Below are 15,962 nucleotides of genomic sequence, written 5' to 3'. Positions count from 1 at the left end.
GCTGCGTCTAGTCGTTGCCTGCTTCCGCGCTCCGGTCAATTAGTCGTTAGACCCAGACAGGCATGCAGGCCGGGAGCGTAGAAGCTCGCCGGCCTGCAGCGTTCTTGACGTCAGGACTTGTGATGGACGTCCTGCAGCCCGTAGACCTCAGTGGCGATCCCTTCCTGGCGCGCCTTGATCTGCAGGGAGAGATACTGCGAGTAGTGCCTGGACTGGTGCAGGTTGCCGCCGTGGAACCACAGCGCTTCCTGCTGGGTCGGCTTCCACATGTTGCGCTGCTCGCCCTCCCAGGGGCCGGGGTCCTTGGTCGTGCTGGAGCCGAGTCCCCAGCACTTGCCCACCTTGTCGGCGACGTCCTGGCTGATCAGGTCGGCCGCCCAGCCGTTCATCGAGCCGTAGCCGGTGGCATAGACGATGAGGTCGGCCTCCAGTTCGCGCCCGTCTTCGAGAACGATCGAGGTTTCCGTCAGTTTCTCGACGCCGACGCCGCTGACCAGCTTGATCCGGCCGTCGGCCACCAGTTCGCAGGCGCCGACGTCGATGTAGTAGCCGGAGCCGCGCCGGAGATATTTCATGAACAGCCCGGACTCGTCGTCGCCGAAGTCGAGCATGAAGCCGGCATCTTCCAGCCGCTGGTAGAAGGCTGCGTCCTTCTCCCGGATCTTGTCGTAAATCGGCACCTGGAACTCGTGCATGATGCGATAGGGCAGGGAGGCGAAGATCAGGTCGGCCTTGCGCGTCGTCATGCCCGAAGCGACGGCGCGCTCCGAATAGAGGTCGCCGAGCCCGATCTCCATCAGCGAGTCCGACTTGACGATGTGGGTGGAGGAGCGCTGCAGCATGGTGACGTCGGCGCCGCCTTCCCAAAGGGCTGCGCAGATGTCGTGCGCGGAATTGTTGGAGCCGACGACCACGACCTTCTTGCCCTTGTAGGCGTCGGGCCCGGGGTGCTGCGAGGAATGCTGCTGCTCGCCCTTGAAGACGTCCTGGCCCTTGAATTTCGGGACGTTGGCCTTGCCGGACATGCCGGTGGCCAGCACCAGCTGTTTCGGCTTCAGCGCGATCTCCTGGCCGTCGCGTTCGACCACGACGGTCCATTCCCCGGCAGCCTCGTCATAGTCGGCGGACTTGCAGGTGGTCGAGCTCCAGTAGTTGAGCTCCATGACCTTGGTGTACATTTCCAGCCAATCGCCGATCTTGTCCTTCGGCGCAAAGACCGGCCAGTTCTCCGGGAATGGGATGTAGGGCAGGTGGTCGTACCAGACCGGATCGTGCAGGCAGAGCGACTTGTAGCGCTTGCGCCAGCTGTCGCCGGGCCGCTCGTTCTTCTCGATGATGATGGTCGGCACGCCGAGCTGCCGCAGCCGGGCGCCGAGCGCGATGCCGCCCTGGCCGCCGCCGATGATGACGGTGTAGGGCTGGGTGGTGAAGCCGAGTTCGGCGGCTTCGGCCTCGCGCTTTTCCTTCCACGTCCGGCGGCCGGCGTCGCTGCCATGCTCGGCCCCCATCGGGCGCAGCAGGCCCTTGGGTTCCTCGTGGCCCTTCAACTCGCTCATGGTGGTCAGCAGCGTCCATATCAGGCCGTTCTTCAGCCTGATGTGGCCATAGCCGCGCGCCATCGCAGTCTCGAACTCGAACCAGCCGTCGGTGATGCCGTCATTCTGGCTGGCCAGTTCCTTCTCATCCTGGCGGAACCGGCCCGGCTTGATCGAAGCGAGCTGGCTCTTCAGCATGTCACGGACCTGGTCGTGGCCCTCCATGGTCTTGAGGTTCCAGGTGAACGTCACGAGGTCGCGCCAGTAGCAGTCCGCCTGGAACAGGTTCACGGCGGCGTCGATGTCGCCGCTTGCAAGGGCCTTTTCCAGCTTGCCGAGAATACTGTCGATCTTGGTCTGGGGGCTGTCGTCGAGCATTTTGCCTTCCTCCGAATTGCCGATGATTGTTTGCTGGGGAGCGGCGCTTGGCGTCGCGCGATCCCGGGGCGGGGACTGGCGAGATCAGGATCTCGCAAGTGTTCCCGAAGGGGACAGCAGGGCGTGGATGCCCGAACTGTTCGACATGGCGTTCCTCCGATTCCAGTCGCTCCATGCACAGCAAGTGCCGTGCCAAGTCGCGGATGGCGGGAAAGCCCGGTATTTCCGGGGGGAGGTGGGGCAACACCTGTCGCAGCGCGCCTGGCGCACGCCACAGCTGTTGCAGCAGGCGCTGCAACAGCTCAGTGGAGCGCGGTCAGCCCGTAGCGCTTGATCTGGCGGTGGATGGTGGAACGGTCGAGGCCCATGCGGCGGGCGGTTTCGGAGACGTTCCAGTTGCATGCGGCAAGCATCGCCTGCAGTGCGGCCGGGCCGGAGTCCGCATTGTCCAGGCGGTCGGTCACCTCGGTCGCCGCCACCAGGGTCTCGGGCAGATCGCAAAGCTCGATCACGCCGTCCTGGCAGAGCGCTGCCGCAACCGCGATGACGTTGTCGAGTTCGCGGATGTTGCCCGGCCAGCCATGGGCGCGCAGGGCGAGCAGTGCCGCGGGCGCCATTGTCAGCGTTTCGCCGTCCAGGCGATGGCGGGCGATGACCGTGTCGAGCAGCCAGTCGAAGTCGCGGCGCTCACGCAGCGGCGGGATGGAAAGCGTCGCGGCGTTCAGGCGATAGTAGAGGTCCTCGCGGAAACGCCCTTCCTGCACGAGCGAACCAAGGTCGCGGTGAGATGCCGAGATGACCCTGAGATTGACCGGCTTCGGCCGCGAAGCACCGACGGGAAGCACCTCCCTTTCGGCCAGCACGCGCAGGAAGCGGCTTTGCAGCGGAAGCGGCATATCGCCGATCTCGTCGAGGAACAGCGTGCCGCCGTCCGCCTCTTCGATCAGCCCCTTGCGGCCCTTGGCCGAGGCGCCGGTGAAGGCGCCCGGCAAATGGCCGAACAGCTCGCTTTCGATCAGTTGCTCGGGGATGGCGGCGCAGTTGATGGCGACGAACTTGCCCTTGGCGGCTGCGCCGTCGTGGATGGCCTTGGCGAGATATTCCTTGCCGGTGCCGGTTTCGCCCTGGAGCAGGATGGGCAGCGGCCTGCCGGCGAGCTTCGCCGCCTTGGCCTGGAGTGCCGCCATTTGCGGATCGCCGCCGCTTAGGCCGCGCAGCGAAACCGGGATCTGGTCGCGCGCAATTGTTGGCGCCTGGACCTTGTGGTGCGGTTCGATGGCGTGGGCAAACAGCGCGTTGCCGTCGCGGGCGAAGACCAGGCGGTCCTGCGTCGGCCGCCGCCGGGTGAGATCCGGCAGGTCGTCGATCTCCATGTCGAAGAAGCGTGCGATCGGCTGGCCGATCAGGCCGTCCGGCTGGCGCCAGTCGAGCCCGACCGAACGCGCCAGGATCTTGGCGCCGCCATGGGTCATGCCGATGATGCGTCCCGCGCCGTCGATGGAAATCGCCGCTTCCGGATCGACATCGAGGAATTCTGGCGACCGGGCAAAGCGCAGCACCCATTCGTCGCGGGTCTGGGCCATCAAATTGGCGAGTTCGATGCGGCGCACGGTGGCAGCTACCAGATGCAGCGCCAGATTCTGGCTGGTCTTGCGGATCGGCGAACTCAGCAGCGAAATGTCGAGCACTGCGGCAAGGTCGCCGCGGATGTCGTAGACGGGTGCCGCCGTGCAGGACAAAGGCGTATGGGTGTTGTCGAAATGGTCGGTCTGGTGGATGGTCAGGGCCTCGCCCGCCTCCAGGCAGGCGCCGACGGCACAGGTCCCGGCGCGTGCTTCCGACCATTCCGAGCCGAGGTAGAGGCCGGCCTTGCGCAGGTTGTTGTCGAACAGCGGGTCGCCGAGAAACTCGACGGTCACGCCCTTGCGGTCGGACAGCAGCAGTACGTAGTTCTGGCCGGCGACCTGCCGGAACAGGTTTTCGAGGCCGGAGCGGGCGATGGCGATCAGCTCTTCCGACTGCTGGCGATGCTCGCGCAGTTCACCGTCGGGCAGGATATAGGCTTCGCACGCCTGGGTCGGGTCGAGACGATGCTGCTCGATGCAGCGCAGCCACGACTTGACCACCTGCTCGTCGCGCCCGGTCGAAGCACCGAGGCTGACGCTTTCGATCTCGCGAATATGGTCGGAATGCGAAAACATCGGCAATTGCGGCGCGCCTCCCAACGCACCGCCCTCCCATTTCCTCCTGATGCCACATGACTGCATGGCCTCAGGGCATTGTAAAGGAGACTAAAGACCGAGGGGGTGCGGTGACGCGGGCGGAGAGCCGCGATGCCGGGGCAGGCGGCACGTTATCGGAAGAGCTGCAGGATCGATTGGGGGTTGGCGTTGGCGATCTGCAGCGACTGGATCGCCAATTGCTGCTGGGTCTGCAGCGCGGTGAGCCTGGTCGACGCCTTGTCCATGTTCGCATCGACGAGCTGACCGACCCCGCGACTGAGCGAATCCGAAAGGCTTCTTGCGAAATCGGCCTGCAGGTTCAGGCTCTTTTTCAGGGCGCCCAGTTCGCTGGCAGCGGTCATGACCTTCTTCAGCATGCCGTCGAGACCGGAGATGTAATTGTCCAGATTTGCCGACGGAGCGGAGACGTCGACGTCCATCAGGTCGAAGTCAGGCAATATCCCGACATTGTCGGCGACATCACTCAAGGCGATCGTGGATCGCGCGCCGGCGTTCGGATGCACCGTGTCGTCGATGAGCAATCTTACAAAGTTGCTGGTTGCGACGACGTTGATGCCCTGGCCGTCGAGTGCGTGGTCGAGCAGGACAGCAAGCTGGTCGGGATCGGCCACGATGCCGTCGGTGGTTCCGAGAGCCGCGTCGACCATGGCACGGTCGATGGTGATCCTGACCGGCGTGTTGCCGCTGACTTCGATCTCGAAGCTGAATTCCACATCGTTGTGGACGCGGAAGGGGGCGGCGAAGAGAAGGCCTGTTGTCGCGTAACTGTCGCGGATGTTTCCAGCCAGCGGATTTTCCAGACCCGCAGCCTGTCCGCCGATGGTCTCGGTCAGCGCCACTGAGACGCTTGAACCCGACTCTCCCGTCAATTCCTCGCTCCGGATTGCGAACCTGCTCCCTGCGATACTGACGACAGCGGGCGCACCGGCGTCGTTGAGCGCCGCCTCGAGTACTCTCTGCATCTCGGCGATGGTGTTGATCTGGCCATCGGTGGTTCCGAGTTCGGCGCTGACCAGCGCCTTGTCGATCACGACATCGAAAGTCTGCCCGGCCGCATGGAGGCCTTCGTCCAGCGTCAAGGTAAAGCGTATCGCCTCGGTGTCGCCAATGGCGACAGCACCGGTGAAGCCGAAGTCCTGGAAGCCCATGGCCCCATTGGTGTTCAGGCTCTGGCCGCGCAATCCGCCGATGTCTCCCAGGCTCCTGGGATCCGCCTGCAGCGCACCGCCGCCACCGACATTGAACAGGCTCGTGCGGAGGAGGTTCACGTCAGTCTTGCCGATCGAAGCATGGCCTTCCGGTGACCTGACGAACGAAGACACGATTGCCGTCTTGTAGTCCGAGAGTTCGGCCAGATTGCCGGGATGTTCGGTGTTCAGCCAGTTCGCTCCGTTGAAATTGGCGGAGGTTGCGATACTTGCGATCTGCTGTTTCAGGTTTTCCAACTCGGTCTGTATCTTGGCCCGGTTGTCCGGTTGATCCTTGGCGAGGATGACCTTGGCGCTGAAATCCGAAAGTAGTCCTACGGTTGAATCGAGCGCGGTGTAGGCAATGTCGGCCCGCGCGATCCCCAGGCCAAGGGCGTCGGAAACTGTCGACAGCGCCATGTTGTCGGAGCGCATAGTGGTGGCGATCGACCAGTAGGCTGCATTGTGCGACGCCTCCGAAATGCGAAGGCCGGTGCTGACCTGGCCTTGCGTCGCCTCAAGGCTCGAGCTTGCGGCCTTCAATGCCTGCAGGGCGGTCATTGAAGAGGAATTCGTCAATATGCTTGTCATGCTGATCTGCAAAGTTATGAAATAGTATTTTCGAGTAGATGCAAAGTTTATTTCGTCAACAAATGGATATGGTATAGTTAATAAATCGTAAACGACGGCCGATGTCTTGATGGAATTTGCCCGCCGTCGCTCCTGGCGGCGCGCCTTCGCATTGCACCGCCGCCCAGGTCATGGCGGCGCCTGCTGCGACCCCATCGCTGCTTCGTACAAGCAGAATCGCCTGCCGGCAGAGTTGCAAAGATGATCTGTTGGAGTAACCTTCCCGTCGCGAATGCACTTTCCTGTCCAAGGCACATGAGGGGATCATGACCCAGGACCAAGGAAACTCCGGCACCGTTCGGCCTGGTGTTTCCACGCGCCGCAAAGAGCTCTTGGCGTTCCTCGTTCTGGCCTTCGGAATCTGGCCCATCGTCGCCGTGGGCGTCGTCGGCGGCTACGGCTTCATGGTCTGGATGTGGCAGATCATCTTCGGGCCGCCCGGGCCTCCGGGAGGTTGAGCCGATGGCGGCGCCGGGCAGCATCAGCCGCAGGTCGTTCCTGACCGGCCGCGACGAACAGCCGGTGCGAAGAATCCCGCCTCCGGGCACCCTTGAAGATGGGCTTTCCTCCTGCACCGGTTGCGGTGCCTGCGTCGAAGCCTGCCCGAGCGCCATCATCGCGCTGGTCGAAGGCAAGCCGTCGCTGGATTTCCAGGCCGGCGAGTGCCTGCTTTGCGGCGACTGCGCCACGGTTTGCCCGGAACCCGTTTTCGACCGCGCTGCGCCGCCCGCCTTTGCACATGTCGTGGCCATTTCAGACGCCTGCCTGGCCCGCAGCGGGGTGTCCTGCATGACTTGCCGCGACGCCTGCCCGGAAGCGGCGATTGCATTTCGGCCGCGCATCGGCGGACCATTCGTGCCGGAGTTGAACGAGAGTGCCTGCACCGGCTGCGGTGCCTGTATTGGGCTATGCCCGTCGCAGGCGATTGCGGTCGCGTCACGCATGCCGGAGGCCGTCGATGGCTGACGAAAGACGCTACCACCACATATCGAGCGCGGTGATCGCCGTCATGCCCGGGCGGCTGGCCGAAGTGGCCGATGCGATCGTCGCCATGGGCGGCCCGGAAATCAGGGCGCAGGAAAACAACCGCATCGTGGTCGTGATGGAAGGCAAAAGCGCCGGCGAGCTGGGCGCGCAGCTCACAGCGCTTGGCGCCCTCGACGGCGTGGTCGCGGCCAACATGGTCTTTGAACATATCGAGGAACTGGAGGGCTCGGCACCATGACCGCAGAATTGAACCGACGCGAGCTCCTGAAGGCGCAGGCGGCTGCCGTTGCGGCTGCAACGGCAGGCATTGCACTGCCGGCGTTGGCGCAGCCCATCCCCGGCGGGGTCGGCTCGCTGGAGATCAAGTGGTCGAAGGCGCCGTGCCGCTTCTGCGGCACCGGCTGCGGCGTCATGGTCGGCGTCAAGGACGGCCAGGTGGTCGCCAGCCATGGCGACACCCAAGCCGAGGTCAACCGCGGCCTCAACTGCGTGAAGGGCTATTTCCTGTCCAAGATCATGTATGGCGCCGACCGACTGACGACGCCGCTCATGCGCAAGCGCAACGGCGTCTACGACAAGGACGGCGAATTCGAGCCGGTGAGCTGGGACGAGGCCTTCGGCCTGATGGCCGAGCGGGTCAAGGCGGTGCTCAAGGAGAAGGGACCAACGGCACTAGGCATGTTCGGCTCCGGCCAGTGGACCATCTTCGAAGGTTACGCCGCGACCAAGCTGATGCGCGCCGGCTTCCGCTCCAACAATCTCGATCCCAACGCCCGCCACTGCATGGCGTCCGCCGCCTACGCCTTCATGCGCACCTTCGGCATGGACGAGCCGATGGGCTGCTACGACGATTTCGAGGCTGCCGACGCCTTCGTGCTGTGGGGCTCGAACATGGCCGAGATGCATCCGATCCTGTGGACGCGTCTGGCCGACCGGCGATTGGGACATGAGCACGTCAAGGTGGCGGTGCTGTCGACCTTCACCCATCGCAGCATGGACCTTGCAGACATTCCTGTCGTGTTCAAGCCCGGAACCGACCTCGCCATCCTCAACTACATTGCCAACCACATCATCACGACAGGACGGGTCAACGAGGACTTCGTCAGCAAGCACACCGTCTTTATGCGCGGCGAGACCGACATCGGTTACGGCCTGAGGCCGGAAGATCCGCGCGAGGTTGCCGCCAAGGGCGCGGCCAATGCCGCAAACATGGAGCCGACCGACTTCGAGGCATTCAAGCAGTTGGTTTCGGAATACACGCTGGACAAGGTCGCCGAACTGACCGGCGTCGAGAAGGGATTTCTCGAAGAGCTTGCCGAACTCTACGCCGATCCCGGCCGCAAGGTGATGTCGCTGTGGACGATGGGCTTCAACCAGCATGTGCGCGGGGTCTGGGCCAACCAGATGGTCTACAACCTGCATCTGCTGACAGGCAAAATCTCCGAGCCGGGCAACAGCCCGTTCTCGCTGACCGGCCAGCCCTCGGCCTGCGGCACGGCGCGCGAGGTCGGTACCTTCGCCCATCGCTTGCCGGCCGACATGGTGGTCACCAATCCCGAGCACCGCAAGCATGCCGAGGAAATCTGGAAGCTGCCGCCCGGTCTCTTGCCCGACAAGCCGGGCTTCCACGCGGTCGAGCAGGACCGGATGCTCAAGGACGGCAAGCTCAATTTCTACTGGGTGCAGGTCAACAACAACATCCAGGCTTCGCCCAACAGCAGCAATGAGGCCTATCCCGGCTATCGCAACCCGGACAATTTCATCGTCGTCTCCGACGCTTACCCGACCGTGACCACAATGTCGGCCGACATCATCCTGCCGGCCGCCATGTGGGTGGAGAAAGAGGGCGCCTACGGCAATGCCGAGCGCCGCACCCATGTCTGGCACCAACTGGTGCAGGCTCCGGGCGAGGCGCGCTCGGACCTTTGGCAACTGGCCGAGTTCTCGAAGCATTTCACCACCGACGAGGTCTGGCCGAAGGAAATCCTCGACGCCAATCCAGCCTATCGCGGCAAGACGCTGTTCGACGTGCTGTTCGGCAACGGCAATGTCGACAAGTTCCCGCGCAGCGAGATCAACCCGGACTACGCCAACAACGAGGCCACTGAGTTCGGCTTCTACATCCAGAAGGGCCTGTTCGAGGAATATGCCACCTTCGGCCGCGGTCACGGCCACGACCTTGCGCCCTATGACACCTATCACGAGGTGCGCGGACTGCGCTGGCCGGTGGTCGACGGCAAGGAAACGCGCTGGCGCTACCGGGAGGGCCTCGACCCTTATGTGAAGCCGGGCGAGGGGGTCAAGTTCTACGGCCGCCCCGACGGCAGGGCGGTGATCCTTGCCGTGCCCTACGAGCCGCCGGCGGAATCGCCGGACGAGGAGTTCGACATCTGGCTGGTCACCGGGCGCGTGCTCGAGCACTGGCACTCCGGCTCGATGACGCTGCGCGTGCCCGAGCTCTACAAGGCGTTCCCCGGCGCGCGCTGCTTCATGAATGCCGACGACGCGCGCAAGCGCGGCATCAACCAGGGTGCCGAAGTGCGGGTGATCTCGCGGCGCGGCGAAATCCGCTCGCGCATCGAGACGCGCGGGCGCAACCGGATGCCGAGCGGGGTGATCTTCGTGCCGTGGTTCGACGCCAGCCAGCTCATCAACAAGGTCACGCTCGACGCCACCGATCCCATCTCCAAGCAGACGGATTTCAAGAAATGCGCAGTCAAGATCGTTCCGGTCGCATGAGCTTGCGGCGCAGAGTCCCTGCGCTTGTCTTCGTCACGCTGTTCTGCGCGGGCACGGCGGCGCTGGCCCAGATGGCTGCCGACAAGTCCCCCGAACTGACGGGGCCACCGTCGCCGATGGAGACGATCCCGGCGGCGCCGGTTCCCAAATGGGTGACCGACGACGTTCGCAAGATGCGCGCTTATCCCGAGCAGCCGCCGGTCATCCCGCATTCGATCGAGGGCTATCAGCTCTCGGTCAACACCAACCGCTGCCTGTCCTGCCACAAGCGCGAGTTCACCCAGAGTTCGGGCGCGCCGATGATCAGCGTCACCCACTACATGACGCGCGAAGGCCAGATGTTGGCCGACGTCTCGCCGCGGCGCTATTTCTGCACAGAGTGCCACGTGCCGCAGGCGGATGTGCGGCCACTGGTCGAGAACCGTTTCAAGGACATGAGCGAACTGGGCTTCAAGCCCGCCGGCAGCGAGTAGGCCCATGCAACGATTGAAAGAGTGGCTGCTATGGGCGTGGCAGATCGTCAGTACACCGGCCGGCACGCTGAGCCTCGGCTTCCTGACGCTCGGCGGCTTTGTCGGCGGCGTCATGTTCTGGGGCGCGTTCAACACCGCGCTGGAGGTCACCAACACGGAGAAATTCTGCACTTCGTGTCACGAGATGCGCGACAACGTCTACCAGGAACTGACCCATACGATCCACTTCGCCAACCGGTCAGGCGTGCGTGCGTCCTGTCCGGATTGTCATGTGCCGCACCAATGGACCGACAAGATCGCCCGCAAGATGCAGGCCTCGAAGGAGGTCTGGGGCAAGATTTTCGGGACGATCGACACCCGGCGCAAGTTCCTGGACAAGCGACTGGAGCTTGCCCAGCACGAATGGGCGCGGCTGAAGGCCAATGACAGCCTCGAATGCCGCAACTGCCACTCGTCGGTGGCGATGGACCTGACGCGCCAGACCCAGCGCGCCGCCGAAATCCACACGCGCTACCTGCTTTCCGGCAAGGCGACCTGCATCGACTGCCACAAGGGCATCGCCCACGAACTGCCCAACATGAAGGGCATCGCACCCGGCTGGCAGGTGCCGCCGGAACTGCAGGGCAACCAGCTGCCGCAATCCTCGGCCGTCGATGCCCTCGACCGCTACGTCAAGGCTTCCCATGCCGGCTTGCCCATGGAGGCCATGGCGCTGGACTGAGGCCGGCGCAATCCGCGTTCTGTTTGTCCGCGCGCAATGATCGCGAGGCCGGAAACGTCCATTGTCGTGGCTTCACAAGCGGCGAGCGACAATGAAGCCACGTTTCAACGACGACATGAGCATGGATGCGATCATGCGCCAATGGCCGGGAACCATACGCGTGATGCTCGGCCACGGCCTGATTTGCGTCGGTTGCCCGATCGCCTCGTTCCACACCGTTGCAGATGCCGCGCGGGAGCATCACCTCGACGAGGACGTGCTGGTTCGCGACCTGACGAGCGCGATGAAGTGAGGACGCAGACTGCCCGTCAGCCCTTGTCGGCGCGCCCTTCGGCCAGTGCGAACAGCCGGTGCGGCTCGACCACGGTGACCTTCTGGCGTCCGCTTTTGACCAGCCCCTTTTCCTCCCAGGCGGTGAGCAGCCGGCTGACGGTGTGCAGCGTCGTGCCCGTCATCTCGGCGATGTCCTGGCGTGAAATCGGGAAGTCGATGAGGATGCCTTCCTCGGTCTTGCGTCCCGTCTGCTTGACCAGCCGCAACAGCGCGTGGGCGACGCGCTGCTCGACCTGCTCGGTGGCCAGCTCGACGACGCGGGCCTGGGCCTCCTGGAGCCGGGTGCCGACAGTCTTGTAGGTGCCCGTGGCAAAGCTCGGAAAAGACCCTGCCAGGTCCGGCCACAGATTGCCCGGCCAGGCGAGCACGACGCAGTCGACGGCGGCAACGGCGCTGGCGGGGTATGTGGTGCGTCCCAGCGCATGGGCGATGCCCATCAGCTCACCCGGGCTGATGTAGCGCACGATGACCTGCTGGCCGTCGGGCGTCGTCTTGACGACGCGAACGTGGCCGTCGAGCAGGAGGAAGAAGGAGTGCGCGTCACCTTCCTGCTCGAAGACCGTCTGGTCCTTGGCGATGCGCAGCGAACGCGCCTGCTGGAGGACACGGTCGAGATCCGCCGGGGTCATGCCCTGGAAGACGGGCAAGCCGGCGATTAGCGAGCGGTCAAGACGGCTCATTTCAGTTGCTCCTGCGAGTGCCCGATCCTGCTCTCCGAAACCACAGATCATCTCGCTGCGGTTTGCGCTGGATCAAAGTGTCCCCGGCAAAAACGACATAGGCAAGGCCCAACGGCTGGAGCCGTCGTGAAAGGAAAGAAAAGATCATGAAATACGCCATTGCCACCGCAGCCGCGTTCGCAGCCATGCTTCTGGCCGGTGTCGCGCAGGCCGCCGAAATCGAGATCCAGATGCTCAACAAGGGCGAAAAGGGCGCGATGGTGTTCCAGCCCGATTTCGTCGTCGCCGCACCCGGCGATACCGTCACCTTCGTGCCGACCGACAAGTCTCACGACGCCGAAAGCATCAAGGGCATGATCCCGGAGGGGGCGACGCCCTTCAAGGGCAAGATGAATGAGAAGATTTCCGTCACCCTCGACAAGGAAGGCGTCTACGGCGTCAAGTGCACGCCGCACTACGGCATGGGCATGGTGGCACTGATCATGGTTGGCAAGCCGACCAATCTTGAGCAGGCCAAGGCCGTCAAGCAGATGGGCAAGGCCAAGAAGTCGTTCGAAGCGCTTCTGGCGCAGGTGCCCGCAGGCAACTGAGTGCGGGGCATTCAAATCTGTCTCTAAGCCAGCCGGGTGGAACGGTTCCACCCGGCATTTCCCGTTGGAGGGGCTGTCATGGCTATTCCACGCGTTCGGCCGGGAAACTATCCCGCCGTGCTTTCCTACGGCTTCCGGCCGTTCTTCCTGCTCGGCTCGCTCTATGCGGGCCTGACCATCCTGGCGTGGTTGCCGATGCTCTACGGGCGGCTGGAGACGGCGAGCGTCTTCACCCCGGTCGACTGGCATATCCACGAAATGATCTTCGGCTATGTCGCGGCCATCGTCACCGGGTTCCTGCTCACCGCCATTCCCAACTGGACAGGGCGGTTGCCGGTGCAGGGGCTGCCGCTGGCGGCACTGGTGGCGATCTGGCTGGCCGGCCGCTTCGCAGTGTTCTTCTCGTCCGACATCGGTTGGCTCGCCGCCGCCGCGATCGACAGTTCGTTCCTGCTGGCGGTCGCCGTGGCAGCCGCCGTCGAGATCATCGCCGGCCGCAACTGGCGCAATCTCAAGGTGCTTGTGCCGGTCGGCGTCCTGTTTGCCGGCAATGTCGCCTACCATCTCGAAGTGCATTTCAACGGCGAGGCCGACATCGCCCGGCGGCTCGGCATCGGCGCGACCGTGGTGCTGATCATGATCATCGGCGGCCGCATCATCCCGAGCTTCACCCGCAACTGGCTGGTGCGCCAGGCTCCGGGGCGGTTGCCGGTGCCGTTCAACCGCTTCGATGCCGTTACGATCTTGGGCTCTGCAGCCGCGCTTCTGGCCTGGACCTGCTTCCCGGATCATCTGGCGAGCGGCGCAGCACTGCTCGCGGCAGGGGCGCTCAACGTGGCAAGGCTCAGTCGCTGGGCCGGCGAGCGCACCTGGCGCGATCCGCTCGTGGTCATCCTGCACGTGGCTTATGCCTTCGTGCCGGTCGGGTTCGTGCTGGCAGCGCTTGCGGTCCTCCTGCCCGAAGTCGTGGCACCGCCCGCAGGCCTGCATGCCTTCGGCACCGGCGCAATCGGCGCGATGACGCTTGCGGTGATGTCGCGGGCCACGCTTGGGCATACGGGACACGCGCTGCATGCCGGCAACGCCACCTGCATGGTCTTCGTTGCAGTCGTCGTGTCGGCAATCCTCAGGATCGCCTACGCTTTCCTGCCAGGCATGGCACCGCTGCTGCATGTCTCTGCCGCTGCCTGGACGCTCGCTTTCCTGGGCTATGCGGCAGTCTATGGCGGCATGCTGCTGCGTCCCAAGCTGCGCGCGCGGCAAGCCAACCCGGCACCCTCGTGACAAGGTTGGCCTGAACTGCCGAAACGAAAAAGGCCCGGATCTCCATCGGAGGTCCGGGCCCTTCTTTTTGGAATTGCCTAGCCGGTGGCGCCGCGCCAGAGCGCCTTGAACGCAGACAGCATCGACGGACGCTCCCTGACGAGGCGGATGCCGAGGTTGTCGGGCGGCAGGCCTGCCGCACAGCCGCCGCTCTTGCCGTCGCGGATGAAGAACGACATGTAGCCGCGATGCTTGCCGGCGACGACCCGCACGCCGCAATTGTCTGTTCTGGTGTCGACGCGCCCGTTCTTGTCGAGCGCCACCCGGCGGTAGCAGGTCGTCGTCCACTCCCAGACATTGCCGCCGACATCGTGGAGGCCGTTGGAATTGGCGCCGAAATGGCCCTGCGGCTTGGGCTCGGGATCACGTCCCCTGGCCGCCTCGGATTCGCTGCGGTAGCGCGCCAGCCAGCGGGCGATGGCGTCGCTGCCGCCGTTGGGGTCGATACTCTCGTCGCTGAAACGTTCGGCTGCCGCGAACGCCCACTCCTCGTCGGTCGGTAGCCGCCAGCCTTCTCCCGTCTTGTGCGACAGCCACTGGGCATAGGCGTTGGCATCGCGGAAGCTTACGCCGGTCGCGGGCAGGTTTTCAGCGCGCTGGAAGGCGCCATCCGCCTGATCACATGCGCCATCGGCGACGCAGAGGGCATAGCCGGCAGCGCTGACCTGGTAGGCCATGATGTCGAAGGAACGGCGGAAGCGGACGCGATCCTCCGGCGCATCGACCGGGCGCTCGGCGGTCTGGAACTCGCCGGGCAGCCTGTAGGCCAGCCGCCCGGGGGCAATGGCGACCGTCTGTGGCGAGGCCATTGCCGGCGGGGCGGCGGGCCCGGCTGGATCACGGATCAGGTAGACGGCCAGCGCGATGGCGGGGATCACGAGCGCTGTGGTCAGGAGAAAGCCGGGTTTCATCGATCTCATCCTTAAAAAAAACGGCCCGCAGGCATGCCGGCGGGCCGAGTTGGACAGTGAAAGGAGCCTGCCGGTCAGTTGGTCGGGATCGGACCGGGTGCCTGCACCTGCTTCATCAGGTCGTCGTCCCATTCACCCTCGACCATCACGTGGGCGGTTGCGCCGAGTTCGGCCGCCTCGATCAGGTTGTGGTTGACGTAGGCGTAGATGCCCGGCTGCAGGAAGGTGTAGAGCGCCGCGCCCGCAGATCCGCCGCGGATGAACCAGGTCTCCAGGTCCTTGGCCGGGGCGTTGACGAACTTGCCTTCTTCCCAGACATGGTCGCCGTGGCCGCCGATCAGGTGGGGCCGGCTGTCCCGGTTGGCCTGGGCGTGGACGAACAGCACCGTTTCACCGACCTTGGCCTTCAGCGCGTTGTCGCCGGTCAGCGAACCGACCTTGCCGTTGAAGACGACGTGGGTCGGGATCAGGCCGCGCATCACCTTCAGCGTCTCGTCATAGCTGTCGCCGAGGCTCTCGTACTTCTTGTACTTGCCGTTCTCGTCGCGCGGCACATAGAGGTCGTGCTCGCCGACGTAGAAGATACGGTCGTATATCAGCGGCTTTCCGGCCCCGTCCTTCAGCCCGTCGCGCGGCAGGACCATGACGGCGCCGCTCATGCCGGAGACGACGTGCCAGGGAATCATGCCCGTCGGCGCGCAGTGGTAGACAAAGGTGCCGGTGCGGGTCGCCTTCCAGCGCAGCACCGCCTGTTCGCCCGGGTTGACGTGGGTCAGCGCACCACCGCCCAGCGCGCCAGTGGCGGCATGGAAGTCGATGTTGTGCGGCATCTCGTTGGTTTCGGGATTGACCAGCGTCAGTTCGACATAGTCGCCCTCGTGGACGATCATCAACGGGCCGGGCATGGAGCCTTCGTAGGTCATCGCCTGGAGCGTGGTGCCCTCGTCGTCGATCACCATCGGCAGTTCCTTGATGGTCATCCGGTATTCGATGACCTTCGGGCCGCCCTTGGCGATCTGGTCGTGAGGGTGGGCGAAGGGCGGGGCGACCAGGTCGACCCTGACACGCGGCAGGCCGGCAATGTCGGCCACCTTTGCCTGTGCCAGCGCCGGGGTTGCGATGACCGAGCCCAGGAGCGCGGCCGCTGCCGCACCTGTGGCCGTTCCCAAGAGTGCTTCGCGTCGCGTCAACATTTCAGTTCTCCTTCGTGATTGGCGTTGCCTGTTATTACG

15 protein-coding genes are annotated in these 15,962 nt (G+C 64.5%); 9 read left to right on the top strand and 6 right to left on the bottom strand.

Features of this window, described 5'->3' with window-relative positions:
- Nucleotides 1-110: 110 nt before the first annotated feature.
- From WHT83_RS20570 to WHT83_RS20560, 3 genes are all read right to left on the bottom strand, one after another.
- Nucleotides 111-1,913 carry an NAD(P)/FAD-dependent oxidoreductase gene (locus WHT83_RS20570; protein WP_406872246.1) on the bottom strand — a complete coding sequence of 601 codons (1,803 nt, stop codon included), beginning with the start codon at nucleotides 1,911-1,913 and terminating at the stop codon, nucleotides 111-113.
- 302 nt (nucleotides 1,914-2,215) lie between these two features.
- A complete protein-coding gene (locus tag WHT83_RS20565) occupies nucleotides 2,216-4,114 on the bottom strand; it encodes a sigma-54-dependent Fis family transcriptional regulator (RefSeq protein WP_406872245.1) in 1,899 nt (632 codons plus the stop codon).
- A gap of 152 nt (nucleotides 4,115-4,266) precedes the next feature.
- Nucleotides 4,267-5,934, bottom strand: a complete 1,668-nt coding sequence (locus tag WHT83_RS20560; protein WP_406872244.1) for a flagellin — start codon at nucleotides 5,932-5,934, stop codon at nucleotides 4,267-4,269.
- Between the two features lie 305 nt (nucleotides 5,935-6,239).
- On the opposite strand from WHT83_RS20560, the gene napE reads away from it, so the two are divergent.
- The 7 genes from napE to WHT83_RS20525 all read left to right on the top strand — a co-directional run bounded on the left by napE (nucleotide 6,240) and on the right by WHT83_RS20525 (nucleotide 11,185).
- A complete protein-coding gene (gene napE, locus WHT83_RS20555; protein WP_108607510.1) occupies nucleotides 6,240-6,431 on the top strand; it encodes a periplasmic nitrate reductase, NapE protein in 192 nt (63 codons plus the stop codon).
- A 4-nt stretch (nucleotides 6,432-6,435) separates the two neighbouring features.
- Nucleotides 6,436-6,939, top strand: coding sequence for a ferredoxin-type protein NapF (locus WHT83_RS20550; protein WP_406872243.1), 504 nt, complete (start codon nucleotides 6,436-6,438; stop codon nucleotides 6,937-6,939).
- Nucleotides 6,932-7,198: a chaperone NapD gene (locus WHT83_RS20545; protein ID WP_183260163.1), complete on the top strand. Its 267-nt coding sequence runs from the start codon at nucleotides 6,932-6,934 to the stop codon at nucleotides 7,196-7,198. Before WHT83_RS20550 ends, WHT83_RS20545 begins: the two co-directional genes overlap by 8 nt.
- Entirely contained in the window at nucleotides 7,195-9,699 is a 2,505-nt protein-coding gene (napA, locus tag WHT83_RS20540) for a periplasmic nitrate reductase subunit alpha (RefSeq protein WP_406872242.1), read from the top strand. Before WHT83_RS20545 ends, napA begins: the two co-directional genes overlap by 4 nt.
- The gene (locus tag WHT83_RS20535) at nucleotides 9,696-10,172 is read left to right on the top strand and encodes a nitrate reductase cytochrome c-type subunit (protein WP_406872241.1); all 477 of its coding nucleotides are present in this window, start codon (nucleotides 9,696-9,698) and stop codon (nucleotides 10,170-10,172) included. Before napA ends, WHT83_RS20535 begins: the two co-directional genes overlap by 4 nt.
- A 4-nt stretch (nucleotides 10,173-10,176) precedes the next feature.
- Nucleotides 10,177-10,893, top strand: a complete 717-nt coding sequence (locus WHT83_RS20530) for a cytochrome c3 family protein (protein WP_108607515.1) — start codon at nucleotides 10,177-10,179, stop codon at nucleotides 10,891-10,893.
- Between the two features lie 91 nt (nucleotides 10,894-10,984).
- Nucleotides 10,985-11,185 carry a DUF1858 domain-containing protein gene (locus WHT83_RS20525; protein WP_108607516.1) on the top strand — a complete coding sequence of 67 codons (201 nt, stop codon included), beginning with the start codon at nucleotides 10,985-10,987 and terminating at the stop codon, nucleotides 11,183-11,185.
- A 16-nt stretch (nucleotides 11,186-11,201) separates the two neighbouring features.
- On the opposite strand, the gene WHT83_RS20520 is transcribed toward WHT83_RS20525, so the two are convergent.
- Nucleotides 11,202-11,906 carry a Crp/Fnr family transcriptional regulator gene (locus WHT83_RS20520; protein ID WP_108607517.1) on the bottom strand — a complete coding sequence of 235 codons (705 nt, stop codon included), beginning with the start codon at nucleotides 11,904-11,906 and terminating at the stop codon, nucleotides 11,202-11,204.
- A 146-nt stretch (nucleotides 11,907-12,052) separates the two neighbouring features.
- Here WHT83_RS20520 and WHT83_RS20515 point away from each other — a divergent pair, with 146 nt between their 5' ends.
- The gene (locus WHT83_RS20515) at nucleotides 12,053-12,496 is read left to right on the top strand and encodes a pseudoazurin (protein WP_406872240.1); all 444 of its coding nucleotides are present in this window, start codon (nucleotides 12,053-12,055) and stop codon (nucleotides 12,494-12,496) included.
- A 78-nt stretch (nucleotides 12,497-12,574) separates the two neighbouring features.
- The gene (locus WHT83_RS20510; RefSeq protein WP_406872239.1) at nucleotides 12,575-13,780 is read left to right on the top strand and encodes an NnrS family protein; all 1,206 of its coding nucleotides are present in this window, start codon (nucleotides 12,575-12,577) and stop codon (nucleotides 13,778-13,780) included.
- A gap of 77 nt (nucleotides 13,781-13,857) precedes the next feature.
- Here WHT83_RS20510 and WHT83_RS20505 read toward each other — a convergent pair whose 3' ends face one another.
- Together WHT83_RS20505 and nirK are read right to left on the bottom strand one after the other, a co-directional pair.
- A complete protein-coding gene (locus WHT83_RS20505) occupies nucleotides 13,858-14,730 on the bottom strand; it encodes an SUMF1/EgtB/PvdO family nonheme iron enzyme (protein ID WP_406872238.1) in 873 nt (290 codons plus the stop codon).
- Between the two features lie 74 nt (nucleotides 14,731-14,804).
- The gene (nirK, locus tag WHT83_RS20500) at nucleotides 14,805-15,923 is read right to left on the bottom strand and encodes a copper-containing nitrite reductase (RefSeq protein ID WP_406872237.1); all 1,119 of its coding nucleotides are present in this window, start codon (nucleotides 15,921-15,923) and stop codon (nucleotides 14,805-14,807) included.
- Between the last annotated feature and the right edge of the window lie 39 nt (nucleotides 15,924-15,962).

Origin of the sequence: Aminobacter sp. P9b (assembly GCF_045345995.1) — a bacterium.
GTDB lineage: Bacteria > Pseudomonadota > Alphaproteobacteria > Rhizobiales > Rhizobiaceae > Aminobacter > Aminobacter niigataensis.
This window is presented reverse-complemented; position numbering and strand designations above follow the sequence as displayed.